A 16,258-nucleotide genomic window follows, 5' to 3' on the forward strand; every position below is an offset into this window, starting at 1 on the left:
CTATTATTTTTTCGCTAAATGACGTTCTTTAATTCGCTTTAATCGCCCATGATATTTCATAATATTTGCTTGGGATTGTTTCGCTTCTTCCGTAGTAGGCTGAAGGTTTTCAATATCCCAATAAGTTACAACCACATCTAAGACTTGATCAAAATATTGTAATGGACCATAATTCGCTTCTAGCGCGATTGTTTTCATTCTCTCATTAAAATCTGGCATAACGGCACCTGGCATAGAGAAATTGATAATCACATCTTCGAAAAATACAAGGAAATTAGGATCTAGTTCCAGATGTGCTTTCACCGTATCACGATAGAACGCATAATGAAGAGCTTCGTCTTTCGCTAATCTTCTTAGCAAGGTGGCCAAATCTTTATCGTGAGGACTAGCAATTTTTGCGACATTATTATAAAACACTAGAGTAGCTAACTCTTGCAGAGAAGTATAAGCCATCGTTGCTAATGGGTTAGTGAAGTCAGGGAACCAACCACTTTCAACCATTCGTTTTCTTAGTTCATGTAATCGTTTCGGATCCACGTTACGAGTCACCAATAAATAGGTTTCAAGTAAACTAGAGTGTTGATCTTCTTCTGCCGTCCATGTGCGAACGAAATCATTAATTACTTCCATAGAGTTTTTAAATGTATAATCCAAATGAGATGTATACCAAGGCAAATTCACTTCAGTAAGCAACGCTGTCTCAATCGCCACAATAACTGCTTCCGGTAGAGTCACTTGGCTTTTATCCCAAGGCACTCTCTTAAAGGACATTGCCTTGTCCCACGGAATAAACTCATGGTAACTCCAGTCAATATTAGCCGACCGTTCCTTATGTAACTGATATAATTCTTTAATTTTTGGTTCTAAGCGTGTATCCAAATCTGAATTTAACATCGATTAACCCCTTACATTATTTACTTTGTAGCTTTAATAAGTGATTTTAACAGAATTTTTCGATAAGATAAAGAGATATGAAAAATAAAAAACTGTAGACACAAAGGGATGTCTACAGTTTTTGGAAAATTAGAAAGGAACCTTTTTATAGTATCTTCTTGTCGTGAGAGGATGGTTTCTGGCTTCTTCCAAATGACAGCTTATTCTTTCTAGTAAAGTTGCCAACACGATTGGCGATAAAAACGGTCTAAATGGCTCTGATATTCCTTCGAGTGGAAATTCTTTTGTATCAAACACGGTTAATTCCTTTGAAAAGTGGTTCGCAAAGCGTTCCACTCTTTCCGTCAGAGAACGCACTCTTCCTTCTCCTTTTAACAATAGGATACTTGTATCTTTCTCCACCAACTCAAGTGTTCCATGGAAGAAATCAGAAGCGTGAACGGGCCGAGTCTTAATCCACTGCATTTCTTCTAAAATACACATGGCATAATAATAGGTTTGACCCCAATCAATCCCTGCTCCGGAAAGGATATGATAAGGAGTATCTCTGTGCTTTTTTGCAAAATCTTTTGCCCGATTTTCTGTTGCTTCCTTCACCTTCAACAGAGCTGCTGGTAACATTTTCAGTTCTTCCATCCATTGATGATATTCAGGGAACTCCTGTCTTTTATACATTAACCTAAAGGCAATGAGGAAAGATTGAAGATAGAATGATTCACAAGATGTGTCATCCTCTGCAAAGTTAACAAACGAATAATCTGTCACTTCAGTAAGTGCTGTATTCGCATGACCTACTAATCCAATAGTCGTGGCACCCTTCTCTTTACAAAACTTCGCAGCTTCTACCGTTTCTTTTGTCGTTCCTGACAAGGATGGCAGAATAACTAGAGATTGCTCACCTAAATGCTGATGATCCGTAACCATTAATTCAGAGGATATTTCTGTAAAAGCCGGTAAGGTTGAGCGATTCTTTAAGATGTGTTCTGCCGCATACATTAAGATAGCAGCTCCACCTGTACCAACAAAAAATACATTTTTTATTCCTTTTGTGACTACCTCATCTATCACTACGTCTAATTCATCTTTTAAACCGATCGCCCCATTTTGAATACGTAGAAACCTGTCTCTGTCAAAGTTAAACATGTTTTCCACCCCTTAGTACTCCATTTTGCGGTAATATCTTCTTAACTCTAGAGGATGGTTTCTTTCTCTTTCCAAATACACACTAATCTGACCAGTTAATGCCCAGTTTACATTGACAGCAAAAAACTTTCGAAACTTTTCACTAATTCCTTCTAACGGATAATCCTTTGTATCAATGATAAATAACTCTTTTGTTATTTTTTCAGCAAATCTTTCTACTCGATCTACCAACGGCCTTGTTTCATCTTCCCCCTTAAACAAAATGACACTTGTATCTTCCTCCACGAGCTCCAATGTACCGTGGAAAAACTCTGCAGCATGAATCGATTTTGATTTAATCCACTGCATTTCTTCCAAAATACACATAGCATAGGAGTAAGTATTGCCCCAAAGATTCCCTGCTCCGACTAACATATGGTATCCGGTTTCTTTGTGCTTAATGGCAAATTGCTCTGCACGAGGATCAAATGCTTCAACAGCTTGAACGATTCCTTGTGGAAGAAGTGCTAATTCTTTTGTAAATGTTCATAATCAGGAAACTCTCCATAATTATGAATAAAACGAGCAGTAAGTAGCTGGAGGTGAACAAAGAACGTATCAAAAGAATGCTTTTCCCTCCCTGTCGATATGCAATAATCCACAGCATTTGCTAGGGGGGTGTCCGGGATAGCAACTAAACCAATGGTGGTCGCACCTTTTTCTTTACAAAATTCTGCTGCCGCTATGGTTTCTTTCGTTGACCCTCCTTATTGTTTTAAGCATAAATTCTTTAAGGTGTTTAAAAATCTACCACCTCCGTATTCTTACTTATCTATGATTCTTAAATTCTTTTAATAAGAATTTAGAATTCAATACCAAACCCAAATGCCCCGTCTACTAAGCATGTTTGAGCGGCAAATTTTGCTCCTGCTTCAAGGCTTTGTTTGATTAACTGATCCTCATTCACCTTTATCTTTTTCCCTTTTAAGTACTCAAGGATAAAAGCCGTGAAAAAAGAATCTCCTGCGCCAAGAGTATCCACTGGTTTGACATAATGGGGCTTCTGTTCAAAAAAGTTTGTCCCGTTAAACACCATGGCTCCTCTAGAACCCATCGTCCCAATAGCCATCGAACTTCCTAAAGAACATACGAGTGTTAACAAGTCTTTTATTTCATTTGTTTGTAATTGACCACACGAGAGAAGGCTAATATCTACATGAGGGCAAACCTCATTTAAAACGCTTTCATTATAATCAGTCGAAAAATCGAAAGATACTCGAATACCAGTTTCCTTTAACTTGTGTAGTTCTCCCTCCATTCCGCTATAAATGCTGCTATGAGCCAATTCAAATGTTTGGATATAATTCAAATCTTCTTGTGTGAGAATGATAGGATGAGAATTTTGCACACCTCCATCATTCCCTCCGATAAATACTCTGTCCCCGTCGACAAGATCGACCGCAGCAAAGCCATTTTCCCCAGAATGCTGTCGGCAATGAGAAATATCGATTTCCAAATCATTAAGCGTGTGAATAATATGGTTTGCAGCTTTGTCATCTCCAAAAACACCTAGATAAGCTGCCTCTACTCCAAGTTGCTTAGCATAAACGCTAAAGTTAAGTGCATTTCCTCCTGGATACATGATTCTCTTATACATATACTTATCCACTACATTATCTCCAACCCCAATGACTCTCATTACTTTCCCTCCCCTTGTCTTTTAATGGTATATACCATTTTTATTAACCTGAAATGAATCTCATTTCAGATGTAACTCGGAATAAAATCTAACAATGTCACTTCTAGTTAGTGATGTTGAAAATTCAATTGATTGGCCTTTGTCATCGTAGGCAACAGCTTCACGTAACACACATGGACTCTCGGACCGAATTCTAAGTAATTTACTATCACTTTCTTCTGCTAGTTTCACCTTCATATATTCTTTGGCCTTTACTAGCGTAATACCATATTCACTTTCTAACATTTGATAAAGCGAATGATTGTTTGTAATTCGGAGATCAATGCCTGGACAGAATTTATAGGGAATAAAGGATTCTTCAATAGAAATGGGGATTCCATTCACATTCCGCAAACGCTTAATGATCACAATTTCTTCACCTACTGAGATATGTAGCTTATTAGCTATACCTGGTTTTACAGGACTTCTTTTAATAGAAAGTACTTGGGTACTTGGTGTTAGCCCCCTGCCTAACATCGTCCTTGTAAAGCTATTAAAAGTAATAAAATCCATTTCAATTTTATAATTAGAAATAAAGGTTCCTGCACCAACTCTCCGTTCCACTACTCCTTCTCTTTCTAAAATGGAAAGCGTATGTCTAGCTGTCATCCGACTGATCCCATATTGTTCAGCCAACTCCCTCTCGGATGGGAGCTTATCTCCATGCTTTAGTTTCCCGCTTTCAATATCATCAATAATTTTATCTTTTAATTGTTGATAAAAAGGTGTTTCTTCTTCCCCTTTATACATTCCCTCACCTGCTTCAAATGGTTAAAATACTTTGAAAAATATATTTACATTATATAGGAAAATTCAATGCTCTGTCCTTAGCTTTTCAAAAGTCAATTTGGTATATACCATTTAAAGTAAGTAGGAAATACAAGCTCTGTTGAAGAAGTAATGCATATTAATTGGTAGGATTTGATTGTAGGATTTATTTGAAAGCGATTACACTTTTATTAAATTTAGAATAGTTCAAATATTCAGTGTTGTCAACAAAACCATAGAATCTTTTTTGATTTTTCCATCAACAATTTCCAACATTATTTTTAAAACGAACTCAAAACTCTTTTTTTTTTGCATAACAGAAAAGGCGTGATCAATAGAATCACGACCTAAAAAATGATTGCCTAACAACCACATTATTATTTTCCATCTCCTAATTTAATTTCCTCTTCATCCCATTAATTTTATTAGATTAGTTTAAAATTTGCTGGTTGAATTCCAATCCTTTAAACTCCATTGGCAAACCAACATAATTTTCGGCCAAACTTCTTGCAGCAGCCTTAGAAGATGTAACATAGTCAAGCTCAGCGATTTGAATTCCATATTCGTACGGTGTCTGTTCAACATTTCTATGAAGCATCGTTGTCATCCACCAGGAGAATCGCTGGGCTTTCCATACTCTTTGCAAACAAATAGAAGAGTAACGTTCCAAAGTTTCTTCGTTTCCTGCATGATAAAACTCACTGATTCCTTTTGCTAATACTTGAATATCAGCCACGGCTAGATTCAGCCCCTTCGCACCAGTTGGCGGTACGATATGTGCGGAATCACCAGCTAGAAATAATCTTCCATACTGCATCGTTTCACAAACAAAGCTTCTCATTGCCACAATATTTTTCTGAATAATCGGTCCATCAATCATTTTCCATCCATCTGAAGTATCCACCCTTGCATGTAGCTCGGACCAAATTCTGTCATCTGACCAATTCGCAATATCGTCTTTTGGATCAACTTGAAGGTAGTGGCGTTGAATCTTAGGGGTACGAGTACTTAATAGCGCAAAGCCTCGGTCGTGGTGAACGTAGATAAGTTCTGGATGTACTGGTGGAGTTTCGGTAAGAATTCCTAGCCAACCAAAGGGATAGATTTTTTGTTTTTCCACTCTTTCTACTTTTGGTATCGATTGGCGGCTTGGTCCATGAAACCCATCACAGCCTGAAATGAAATCGCATTCAATTTGTTCTACCTCAGTCCCATTTTCCTGTATGAAGCTAATAGTTGGAGAGTTCGTCTCAACATTGTGGAGTTGAACATCTTTTACGTTAAAGTAGATCTTTCCACCAGCCATTAGGCGAGCTTCAAGCAAGTCCTTAATCACCTCATGTTGAGGATAAAGCATAATTGTCTTTCCATCGGTCAATTCATTCATATCAATTCTATGTCTGCGGCCATTAAACTGAAGTTCAATTCCATGGTGAATATGTCCTTCTCTCATCATTCTACTTCCAATTCCTGTACTATTAAGCAAATCAACTGTACCTTGCTCGAGCACTCCTGCACGAATCGTCCCCTCAATTTCTTCCTTCGATCGATTTTCAAGAATAATCGAGTCAATTCCTTGAAGATGCAGGAGATGGGACAGCATTAATCCAGCTGGCCCCGCTCCAATGATACCTACTTTCGTTCGCATAAAATCACCTTCCTTTTGTTGTTAACGCTTACACAACTACTAATTAATAGACATTTATTTCTTTACCGCTTTACTATCTTCCATTGCTTCCAAGCCTACGACCTTTTTGGAATCAAAGGTTAGTAATACGTTCCAACTTCCAGACGATTGCCCATCTGCTAAGTATGCAACCTCATCATCCTTTTGAAGCATGCTAAACAACATAGCTAGATGGCGTCCGCCAGACTCAACCCTAGCCATCCTTGCATATTCAGGTAACATTTCGTAAGCAGATTGATAGTCTTTGCTCATTACGAACTCGATGAATTGCTTATCTAGAGAGTGCTCTGCAACGGTTGGCTTATTATGTCGGCCACGCACTAAATTATGAGATAAAGCGCCACTCGATACAAAAACGACCTTTTTTTCGGTTGCATGCAAGACTTTAGCAATCTCTTGACCCCATTTATATGTTTCTTCGATACTAGCAGCAAGAGTAACTGATAGATTAATGATAGGAATATCTTCTTTCGGTACAAGATACCTTAGTGGGACAACTGTTCCGTAATCCCAAATATAATAGGGATCATTTACTCCTTGTACTTGTAAACCAGCATTCACTCCAGCTTGCACAAGCTGGTTTGCCAAATCAGCATCTCCTGGATAATAATATGGAATATCCTTAATTAGATCGGGAGCTTCATAGGCTGTTAAAATCCCTTTATGCTCAGGTGTGCAATCTACATAATGGAAGAAAGTAGATGGCCAATGGCAGGATACTAACACAATGACATCGGGAGCAATTCTTTCAATATCTTTTGCCACCTCTTTTAATCCTTCTACCATATTTCTTTGAAAATCCGGTACTGCATCTTCATGGCAGATACTTGGAACATGTGGAACTAATGTACATAACTCAATAGTCATAGTGAACCTCCTCTTATAGTCTTTACGATTTTGACTTTGGAACTCCTGCTACTCCCCAATGAGTTTTCGGAATCTCTGTGACTATTACTCGAATACTCTCTTTTGGAGCGTCCAATGTTTCAGCAACCGCATTTGTAATATTCTGAATCACTTCCGCAATTTTCTCCTCTGGTCTGCCTTCCATCATTTGAACTTGAATGATTGGCATAAGATGCCTCCTTTCTCATATGTTATAACTAATCTGTCACCACGAAAGATACTTCACCTAATCCATCGAACCGACCAGTGACAACATCTCCTTTTTCTAGCAAAATAGCACTGGTTATCGCTCCAGATAAAATCACATCGCCCTTACGAACCTTTTCGCCTTTACGTGAAAGCATATTAGCTAGCATCGCAATCGCTTCCGCTGGGTGTCCAAGTACAGCCGCTCCTGCACCTAGTTCCATTATTTCACCATTAATAGAAAGTGTCACTCCTACTAAATCAAGATCAAATTTGTCCGGCTTATGAAAAGATGTTCCGAAAACGACTCTAGATGTGGAAGCATTATCAGCAATGACATCTGGTAAAGTAAATTGAAAATTAACATACCGACTGTCAATCAGTTCAAGAGCTGGAATAACATATTCTGTTTTTGACAACACATCTGCTGCTGTCACGTTTGGTCCTTCAATGTCTTCTCCAATTACAAAAGCAATCTCTGCTTCTACTTTTGGGTGAATCATGTCCTGTAGATGAACCTTTCCACCATTTTCAATCAACATATAATCAAACACATATCCATAGATGGGCTCATTTACATTCATTTGCTGCATTTTTGCTTTGCTAGTTAAACCCATTTTAGGTCCGACAATTCTTCTCCCTTCTTCTAGCTTAATATTGACGAGCTCCTGTTGGACGAGATATCCTTCTTCCACGGAAAGATCCGGTTTGATATTCTCTGTTACTTTTACGACCTCGCGTTTCTCTTCTTCACCAGCAATCAAATATTTAGCAATCTCTTTATATTCCACTGTCGCCATCACATTTCCTCCTTATAATCCCGCCGTTTGTAGTTTTTTGGCAAGTTCTGCCGCTACATCAAGAATCATATCCTCCTGACCGCCAACCACTTTCATTTTTCCAAGCTCAACGAGAATATCACGGGAATCAATTCCAAATTTTCTGGCTGCTGCCTGTGCGTGTAATAGAAAGCTAGAGTAGACGCCCGCATACCCCAGCACCAAACCGTCTTTTGTGATTTCTTGTGGTTTTTCTAAGATAGGAGCAACGATTTCCTCCGCTACATCCATCATTTTGTAAAGATCTACTCCTGTTTGAATTCCTAAGCGGTCAAGCACTGCTACGAGTACTTCAGTCTGAGTATTTCCTGCACCAGCACCAAGACAGCGAATACTTCCATCAATCCGTCTGGCACCTTCTTCAATCGCGGTAATACTGTTTGCCACTGCTAATGATAAGTTGTTATGGGCATGAAACCCAATATCAATCGAAAGACTTTGTCTAAGCGCACGGATTCGCTCCTTCACTTCATGTGGCAAAAGAGTTCCCGCAGAATCAACCACATACACACTATCCGCACCGTAACTTTCCATAAGCTTCGCTTGCTCTACTAACTTTTCCGTTGGAGCCATATGAGACATCATTAAGAAGCCTACCGTTTCAAGACCTAAGTCTTTTGCAAGAGCAATATGCTGTGGGGCCACGTCGGCCTCTGTTACATGAGTCGCCACCCTCACCATCTTGGCACCAAGCTGTGCCGCATGCTTTAATTCTTGCTTCGTTCCAATTCCGGGAATAAGAAGAACAGAGATTTTAGCCTGCTTTACTGTTGCAGCAGCTGCTTCAATTAATTCCATTTCATTTGTTCGAGAAAATCCATATTGCAATGAGGATCCACCTAAACCATCTCCGTGTGAAACTTCAATATAAGGAACATTTGCTTCGTCTAACCCCTTTGCCACTTGAGTGACCTGTTCCACTGTGAATTGATGCCTAATGGCATGACTACCATCCCTTAATGCAACCTCTGTCAGTATTACATCACGTTTTTCTTCCATTTTAGCTCCTCCTTTCTCTTATACAATGGCTTGTGAAATTTTACGTTTTGCCCATTCTTCCGCAACTTTCACAGCAGCTGCCGTCATAATATCAAGATTTCCAGAATACTTCGGCAAATAATCTCCTGCGCCTTCTACCTCAATAAATACAGTCACATGGTTTCCGTTGAAGATGGGTTCTTGTCTTAACTTATACCCAGGTACATATTCTTGCACTTGTTTTTCCATTTCTTTAATGGAATGAGTAATCCCAACTTCATCCACGTGATCCCCTTTTACTAAAACATGGATAGTGTCTCTCATCATGATCGGAGGCTCGGCTGGATTCAGGATAATGATTGCTTTTCCTACTCTGGCACCACCAATTTTTTCAATTCCACGAGCGGTCGTTTCTGTGAACTCATCAATATTTGCCCTTGTTCCCGGACCCGCACTTTTACTAGAAATGGTTGCAACAATTTCCGCATATTCCACTGGTTGGACAGCGTGTATCGCATGAACCATTGGAATCGTCGCCTGGCCCCCACACGTAATCAGATTAATATTATCTGCGTCTACATGCTCTTTTATATTTACAGGCGGGACAACAAGTGGCCCAACCGCTGCTGGTGTTAAATCAAGAACCTGTTTTCCTGCCTCTCGCAAAAGCTTTGCATGCCTTATATGTGCTTTCGCTGACGTTGCATCAAACACAATATCTGCGAGTTCCGGACGTTCTAAGAATCCTTTTAATCCACTATCAATCGTTTCATATCCAAGCTCTCTCGCTTTTTTTAACCCGTCAGAATTAGGATCAATTCCAATTACCGTCGTTAACTCTAGAACCTCTGACCGCCCAAGCTTCACCATGAGATCTGTACCAATATTCCCTGATCCAAGAATGGCCACCTTCACTTTGCCCATAACACCCATCCTTTCCTATTAAAAATGAACTTTTACTTCCCCAAGATGTGCAAATCTAGCAGAGAATGAATCTCCAGCTTTCGCATCTGCAGCTGCCGATAGTGCGCCAGATAAAATGATTTCTCCTGCTTTAAGAGGAATTCCAAATTCAGATAATTTATTTGCTAGCCAAGCAACACATGTAGCTGGGTTTCCAAGAGCAGCAGCTCCCACTCCGGTATTGACGATTTCATTGTTTCTTGAAAGCACCATGCCAAGCAATTCTAGATTGATTTCGTCCACCTTGGCTTTTCTGTCTCCAAGTACGTAAAAACCGGAAGAGGCATTATCTGCAATCGTATCAGGAAGCTTAATCTTCCAATCCTTCACTCTACTATCTACAATTTCAAGTGCGGGGACAATATAATCTGTTGCTTGTAGGACATCGAGCGTCGTAATATTTGGCCCTATTAAGTCCTTTTTTAGAACAAAGGCGAGTTCAGCTTCGACCTTTGGTTGCAAGACTTTCTCGATCGAAATCGTACCCCCATTTGTTACTTCCATACTGTCTAGCAAATGACCATAGTCTGGTTCATCCACCCCGAGAAGCTTTTGCATAGCAAGTGAGGTAAGTCCGATTTTCTTCCCAATAATTTTCTGTCCTTGTTCCACTTTCATTTGAATGTTTTCTAGTTGAATATGATAAGCTTCCGTTACTGATAGATTTGGATCTAAAATCGTAAGCGGCTTGGTTCCAACTCCCGTTTTTTCCGCATCAGATAAAAGGGCAGCATATTCTTTGATTTTATTGGTTACAATAGACATTTCCTTCCCCCACCTTTCCTATAGTTTGATCGTAATATTAGACAATTCAGAGTAGAAATCAAGGCTATGCATTCCTCCGGTTCTACCAATTCCACTATTTTTCATTCCACCAAATGGGGTTCTTAGATCTCTCAGGAACCATGTGTTTACCCAAATAATACCCGCTTCAATTTCGTGTGCCACTCGGTGTGCACGTCGCAGATCATTTGTCCAGATCGTTGCACTTAACCCGTAATGTGTATCATTTGCCTGCATGATCACTTCTTCTTCCATATCAAATGGCATAACCGTTACAACAGGTCCAAATATTTCTTCACGAACACAACGAGAAGTGCGATCAAGACCTGTGATAATTGTTGGTTCAAGGAAATAACCTTTTTCTATTCCTTCTGGTCGCTTTCCACCGGTGAGAATATTCGCGCCATCATTACGAGCAATCTCTATATAGCTATTTACTCTCTCGTAGTGCTCCTTGCTAACTAACGCACCTACATTGGTCGCTTCGGCAAGAGGATCACCCACTCTTAATTCTCTTACTTTTTCAGCGAATTTATTGATAAATTCATTGTAAATTGGTCTTTCAACATAAATGCGAGATCCGCAAAGGCACACTTCCCCTTGATTGATGAAGCTAGATTTAATCGTTGTTTCAATCACTTCATCGAGATCAGAATCAGCAAAAATGATATTTGGATTTTTACCGCCTAACTCATAAGACAGCTTTTTCAACGAGTCAGCTGCAGCTTTCATAATACTAGCCCCAGTACTTGGTTCTCCTATGAAGGAAATGGCATCAATATCTGGATGTTCAGAGATTGCTCCACCTGCAGAATTTGGACCAAACCCGTGTACTAGATTTACGACTCCATCTGGAACGCCTGCCTCTTTACAAATCTCCATAAGTACCGTTGCTGTCATCGGAGTCCATTCTGCTGGTTTAATAACCGCCGTGTTCCCCATACCAAGGCAAGGAGCCAGTTTCCAGGTGAGAAGTAATAATGGTAGATTCCATGGCTTAATAATTCCAACAACCCCTACTGGTCGACGGTAGGCATAATGAATCGCTTGATCATCCTGTTGGTATGCATCTGTTCCAACAGACGTAATATAATCAGCGAAAAAGTGAAAATTATACGCTGCACGCGGAACATCAATTTTATTAGCTAAGGAAAATGGCTTGCCCGTGTCCAATGATTCTAGCATTGCCAATTCTTCTTGCCTTTCAAGAATCAAATCACCAATGCGGCGAAGGATTTTGGAGCGTTCAACCAGGGTCATCTTTTTCCACGGTCCATTCAATGCTCTTCTTGCTGCACGAACGGCAAAGTCTACCTCCTCTTTTCCTCCTTCTGCCACTGTGCCTAATACTTCTTCTGTTGCTGGATTGATATTTTCAAAGGTTTTATGATTTTGTGATTCAACAAATTGACCATTAATAAAATGTAAGCAATTGATCGCTTTCACTTTCGTTTCTACCTGCATGCTGTGTGTCCTCCTAATAATAAATTATTTTTTATTAACTACATGGTAACGCTTACTATCAGCACCAACAACGCCCTTGTTGCTCTATACGCAACAATCTTTATTTTTTTGAAAATTTAATTAAAATACCTCCTTTTTATCAGGAGGCAGTGTATTAGTTACTACTATTTTTATAGAAACATACTCATATTCATCGTCGTGATTACCGATTGATCTGGGAAAATCGTACGTGAGGAGATTTTCCACACACCATTTACTTTTCGAATGATATCATTTCGCTCCCCAAACATTTGTTCAATATCGGTCGTAGAGGCTCTGCTTCTCATAAATAAGAAATAGCTTCTTACCTTGAACTCATCTTCCTTTTCCGTTCCCTCTACAGTTACATTAGTAATAAAATGCCGCTGCCTAGTTGCCGGGTTTTCTACCCAAGCAGATTTTGTATACAAGCGGTTTACTCTAGTAGTTAGAGAGACCTTCGTTTCTTCAAAGAAAGCCATATCTTTAGAAATATCATCCACCCCTACACCTTCTACCGTTTCTCTCAATGGCATTCTGTATACGAGGTCATCCGTGAGTAATTCCAACCATTCCTTGTACTTACGATTGTCGAGGAAATACGCTTCTCTATTTAGTAATGTTGTGATCTCAAGATGGAGCTCGGGTGTCACCTTTCTCTGAATATCTAGATTCATTGCTTAACCTCCTCCTTAAAGAGCCCCTTGGAGATCAGTTCGAGCCATTGTTCGTGCATCCGTCTTGATAAAGCATCTATATAAGTCGTTGGATAAGCAGTCCCCGGTCCAGGGAAATTCTCGTCCGGTTCCACGTGCGAGTACCCCATTAAATAATTGCTCACACTATTGTAGTTCAGTTCTTTGTCTCTCATCATTAAGCCTTTACTGACTTCAACAATTCGGGCCCATGTTTCGGTATCATCTTGTTCTAGTGTTCCACTAGGTCCAAAAGAACCTAGATACCCTCTATAGGTAGCCTCTTTATATTCCTCCGGTGCTGCCTTATCAATTAAAAACCAACACCAAACCTCAACCTTATCTGGCCCAAGCGGTCTCCACATTCGAAAGTTCAAGTAATTATGTAAGTGCCCTTCCGTTCCGTGAATGGGACTTACAAATGATAGATTTGGATAAACTCCCCCTACGAAAACAGTGACTTTTGATTGAACCTCTAGCTGTTCAGGAGTTAAATGCTTTTCAAACAATGGCCACATAGATTCGGGCATTCCTTGGAACGGTACTCTTGCTTTTCCTGTCTTCGAGGTGATCACATTAATACCATGAGCATTTTTCATCACCACTTGATGTCCATAGCCAGCATATAGAGGGTCTTCCGGACTAATTCCCATTTCAACCGTGGAGCGGTGAGTCGTTTGCACATGATACGGATCAGCAGCAAAGTTTTCTGCAGTCGCCTTCCAATTCGCTTTCGCTACCCAGCGCTGTGGGAGACCTCGCACTTCCATCCCGCCACTTCTTCCAAGAAGAATATCTAAGTACCATTTCATCTCCCCTAGATAATCCTCTAGTGGTTCCGCATTTTTATCAAGATTTCCAAAGATCATTCCTTGATACATTTCAACTTGAGGGATCGGCCTTAACCCCCACTCTGATTTATCCATTTCTTCCCCATACACTTTGTTTCCGGCCACAATCCCCACTAATTCGCCGTTCAAATTATAGCTCCATCCATGATAAGGACAAGTAAAGGTTTTTTTATTCCCTCGATCGGCTGTACATAACTGTGTTCCACGATGGGTACATGAATTTAAAAAAGCTTTAATTTCACCTTCACGAGTTCTAACTAATAGAACCGGATCATTAACCATCCAGCGTGTCACATAACTTCCAGGATCTTTGATTTCGGTTTCGTGGCCAAGAAACTGCCAGGAATGTCCATAAATCTTTTCGATTTCTAGATCATAAATATCTGGATCCGTTAACACCCATTGTGGAAGCAGGCCTTCATCCATTTTTTCTTTTAATAAGTGAAATGCTCTTTCATCCAATGTTTTCTTGATCATCTGGATCAACCCCTCCTTAGTTCCCTATTCAATCAAACCTGGTAAATAAGTGACGATTTCTGGGAAAATAATTAGAACAATGGTAAATGCAACCATGGTAACAATAGCTGGGATAACTCCTTTGAAAATTTGTTGAATGGGGACATCTTTTACCACACCGCTAATAATGTAAACGCTTAATCCAAGAGGCGGTGTAAGAACTCCAATATTAAGCACCATCACTATGATAATCCCGAACCATAATCCATCAAATCCTAATTGAGTAATCAAAGGATAAACAATGGGCAGAGTGAGTACCATTATGGCAATTCCCTCTAAAAACATTCCTAAAATAAAGTAGACTACAAGAATCATAGCCATGATGAGATACGGAGAAACGTCTAGTGATCCGACAGTTGTTGTTAAATACATCGGTATTTGGCTTAACGCTAAGAACTTTCCGAATAACGATGCTCCGATCAGAATTAAAAACAGCATAACCGTCAATCGGATCGATTCATCTAAGGATGAAATGAGCCCTTTAAAACTCAATCGCTTTGTTAATAGTGTGAGGAAAAAGGCACCAATGGCTCCAATTCCACCAGCCTCACTTGGAGTGAATACACCAAAGTAAATTCCCCCAATACTAATCGCAAATATCAATAGGAAAGGCCAAACACTTTTTAAAGAGGAGAATTTTTCCTCGATAGTCGCCTTCTCCACTTTCGTAGGGGCAATGGAAGGGTCTAAGCGAACTTGGATGTTGATCATCAGCATAAAGAGAAGAGTCATGATGATTCCCGGTACCAAACCCCCAATTAATAGAGGACCGATTGGCTCTGACGTTAATGCTCCATATAAAATCAAGATAACACTGGGAGGAATTAATATCCCCAGAGTGCCACCTGCTGCAACTGCTGCCGTAGAAAAGGTCGTCCGGTAATTGTATTCTTTCATTTCAGGAATCGTGATCTTTGCCAAAGTAGCTGTCGTTGCATTGGAAGAGCCAGATATGGCTGCAAAAATGGAGGCTGCACCGACTGTAGCAATCGCAAGACCACCACGAAAATGGCCAATCCACTTATCAACCGCATTAAACAGATCCTTCCCTAGACCTGTGTTAGACATAAACATTCCCATTAATATAAACAGCGGAATAACACTTAACCCATAGTTATTAGAAGTACCAAAAGCAGAGGATCCAAGCTGTGACAATCCGACCTGCCAGTCAGATAGCCAAGATACACCTAAAAATCCTACTAAAAATAAAGAAAGACCTACAGAAACCCTTAATAAGATGAGAACCAAGAGTAACACAATTCCTAGTACCCCTATCATTTCTGGACTCATTTTTTCACCACCTTTAGGAAAGATTTTAACGAATCGACTAGATACGTTAATGTAAAACAAACCGCACCGACTATCGCAAGTGTAACGAACAAATAAAGAGGTAGTCCAAGATCTCCACTTAATTCATTTCCGAAATAGATCCTCTTCGTATATTCGAATAATTGCCAAGAGGTTAGGGACATAAGGATAAATAAGATGAGGGAAGTTAGAGCATAAAGTGCGTGCTGAACCTTTGCTGGCATCATATTTGTTAAAAAGTCAATTTCAATATGATCTTTTTTCAGTTGTGCCGAACCAAGGCTAAAGAAAATGATTATGGCTAGCGCCAATCCAGTTAGTTCGTACGTTCCTGTAATTGGCTTATTAAAAAAATATCGACCGAACACATCTGCCGTCGTAAGAAACATTAATAGAAACAAAATGATACTTGAAACTTTATGAAGAACATTATTTAAAGTAGAAACGACTTTCTCGAATGGATGAATAACTTTTTCTAAAAAGGAAACTTCGTCAAGAGCCGAAGCTCTCAACGAAACATCCTTTCTTACTTCTTGTTCCAT

General features: G+C 39.7%; 18 protein-coding genes. All 18 read right to left on the reverse strand.

Annotated elements, in window-relative coordinates:
* Positions 1 to 3: 3 nt before the first annotated feature.
* The 18 genes from ACFFHF_RS04525 to ACFFHF_RS04605 all read right to left on the reverse strand — a co-directional run bounded on the left by ACFFHF_RS04525 (position 4) and on the right by ACFFHF_RS04605 (position 16,258).
* Complete coding sequence (locus ACFFHF_RS04525; protein ID WP_160545457.1) at positions 4 to 894, reverse strand: acyl-ACP desaturase; 891 nt, start codon at positions 892 to 894, stop codon at positions 4 to 6.
* Between the two features lie 129 nt (positions 895 to 1,023).
* Entirely contained in the window at positions 1,024 to 2,037 is a 1,014-nt protein-coding gene (locus ACFFHF_RS04530) for an SIS domain-containing protein (RefSeq protein WP_160545458.1), read from the reverse strand.
* 12 nt (positions 2,038 to 2,049) lie between these two features.
* Positions 2,050 to 2,451, reverse strand: coding sequence for an SIS domain-containing protein (locus ACFFHF_RS24770; RefSeq protein WP_446694995.1), 402 nt, complete (start codon positions 2,449 to 2,451; stop codon positions 2,050 to 2,052).
* Between the two features lie 92 nt (positions 2,452 to 2,543).
* Positions 2,544 to 2,762: a phosphoheptose isomerase family protein gene (locus ACFFHF_RS24775; RefSeq protein ID WP_446694996.1), complete on the reverse strand. Its 219-nt coding sequence runs from the start codon at positions 2,760 to 2,762 to the stop codon at positions 2,544 to 2,546.
* Between the two features lie 116 nt (positions 2,763 to 2,878).
* Entirely contained in the window at positions 2,879 to 3,715 is an 837-nt protein-coding gene (locus ACFFHF_RS04540) for a PfkB family carbohydrate kinase (RefSeq protein WP_160545459.1), read from the reverse strand.
* 60 nt (positions 3,716 to 3,775) lie between these two features.
* Positions 3,776 to 4,504: a GntR family transcriptional regulator gene (locus ACFFHF_RS04545; RefSeq protein WP_160545460.1), complete on the reverse strand. Its 729-nt coding sequence runs from the start codon at positions 4,502 to 4,504 to the stop codon at positions 3,776 to 3,778.
* 448 nt (positions 4,505 to 4,952) lie between these two features.
* The gene (pobA, locus tag ACFFHF_RS04550; protein ID WP_160545461.1) at positions 4,953 to 6,170 is read right to left on the reverse strand and encodes a 4-hydroxybenzoate 3-monooxygenase; all 1,218 of its coding nucleotides are present in this window, start codon (positions 6,168 to 6,170) and stop codon (positions 4,953 to 4,955) included.
* 54 nt (positions 6,171 to 6,224) lie between these two features.
* Complete coding sequence (locus ACFFHF_RS04555; RefSeq protein ID WP_160545462.1) at positions 6,225 to 7,076, reverse strand: DODA-type extradiol aromatic ring-opening family dioxygenase; 852 nt, start codon at positions 7,074 to 7,076, stop codon at positions 6,225 to 6,227.
* A gap of 22 nt (positions 7,077 to 7,098) precedes the next feature.
* Entirely contained in the window at positions 7,099 to 7,284 is a 186-nt protein-coding gene (locus ACFFHF_RS04560; RefSeq protein ID WP_160545463.1) for a 4-oxalocrotonate tautomerase, read from the reverse strand.
* A gap of 28 nt (positions 7,285 to 7,312) precedes the next feature.
* Positions 7,313 to 8,101, reverse strand: coding sequence for a 2-keto-4-pentenoate hydratase (locus tag ACFFHF_RS04565; protein ID WP_160545464.1), 789 nt, complete (start codon positions 8,099 to 8,101; stop codon positions 7,313 to 7,315).
* Between the two features lie 12 nt (positions 8,102 to 8,113).
* The gene (gene dmpG, locus ACFFHF_RS04570; RefSeq protein ID WP_160545465.1) at positions 8,114 to 9,139 is read right to left on the reverse strand and encodes a 4-hydroxy-2-oxovalerate aldolase; all 1,026 of its coding nucleotides are present in this window, start codon (positions 9,137 to 9,139) and stop codon (positions 8,114 to 8,116) included.
* A gap of 18 nt (positions 9,140 to 9,157) precedes the next feature.
* A complete protein-coding gene (locus tag ACFFHF_RS04575; protein WP_160545466.1) occupies positions 9,158 to 10,042 on the reverse strand; it encodes an acetaldehyde dehydrogenase (acetylating) in 885 nt (294 codons plus the stop codon).
* Between the two features lie 18 nt (positions 10,043 to 10,060).
* Positions 10,061 to 10,846: a 2-keto-4-pentenoate hydratase gene (locus tag ACFFHF_RS04580; RefSeq protein WP_160545467.1), complete on the reverse strand. Its 786-nt coding sequence runs from the start codon at positions 10,844 to 10,846 to the stop codon at positions 10,061 to 10,063.
* An 18-nt stretch (positions 10,847 to 10,864) separates the two neighbouring features.
* A complete protein-coding gene (locus ACFFHF_RS04585; RefSeq protein WP_160545468.1) occupies positions 10,865 to 12,328 on the reverse strand; it encodes an aldehyde dehydrogenase in 1,464 nt (487 codons plus the stop codon).
* Between the two features lie 170 nt (positions 12,329 to 12,498).
* Positions 12,499 to 13,023 carry a 3-phenylpropionate/cinnamic acid dioxygenase subunit beta gene (locus ACFFHF_RS04590; protein ID WP_160545469.1) on the reverse strand — a complete coding sequence of 175 codons (525 nt, stop codon included), beginning with the start codon at positions 13,021 to 13,023 and terminating at the stop codon, positions 12,499 to 12,501.
* Positions 13,020 to 14,369 (reverse strand): aromatic ring-hydroxylating oxygenase subunit alpha, encoded by a 1,350-nt coding sequence (locus tag ACFFHF_RS04595; RefSeq protein ID WP_160545470.1) that lies wholly within the window; start codon positions 14,367 to 14,369, stop codon positions 13,020 to 13,022. Before ACFFHF_RS04595 ends, ACFFHF_RS04590 begins: the two co-directional genes overlap by 4 nt.
* Before the next feature lie 24 nt (positions 14,370 to 14,393).
* Positions 14,394 to 15,698 carry a TRAP transporter large permease gene (locus tag ACFFHF_RS04600; protein WP_160545471.1) on the reverse strand — a complete coding sequence of 435 codons (1,305 nt, stop codon included), beginning with the start codon at positions 15,696 to 15,698 and terminating at the stop codon, positions 14,394 to 14,396.
* Positions 15,695 to 16,258, reverse strand: a complete 564-nt coding sequence (locus tag ACFFHF_RS04605; protein ID WP_160545472.1) for a TRAP transporter small permease — start codon at positions 16,256 to 16,258, stop codon at positions 15,695 to 15,697. The genes ACFFHF_RS04600 and ACFFHF_RS04605 overlap by 4 nt, the downstream gene beginning before the upstream one ends.

The organism is Robertmurraya beringensis (assembly GCF_042433785.1).
Classification (GTDB): domain Bacteria; phylum Bacillota; class Bacilli; order Bacillales; family Cytobacillaceae; genus Robertmurraya_A; species Robertmurraya_A beringensis.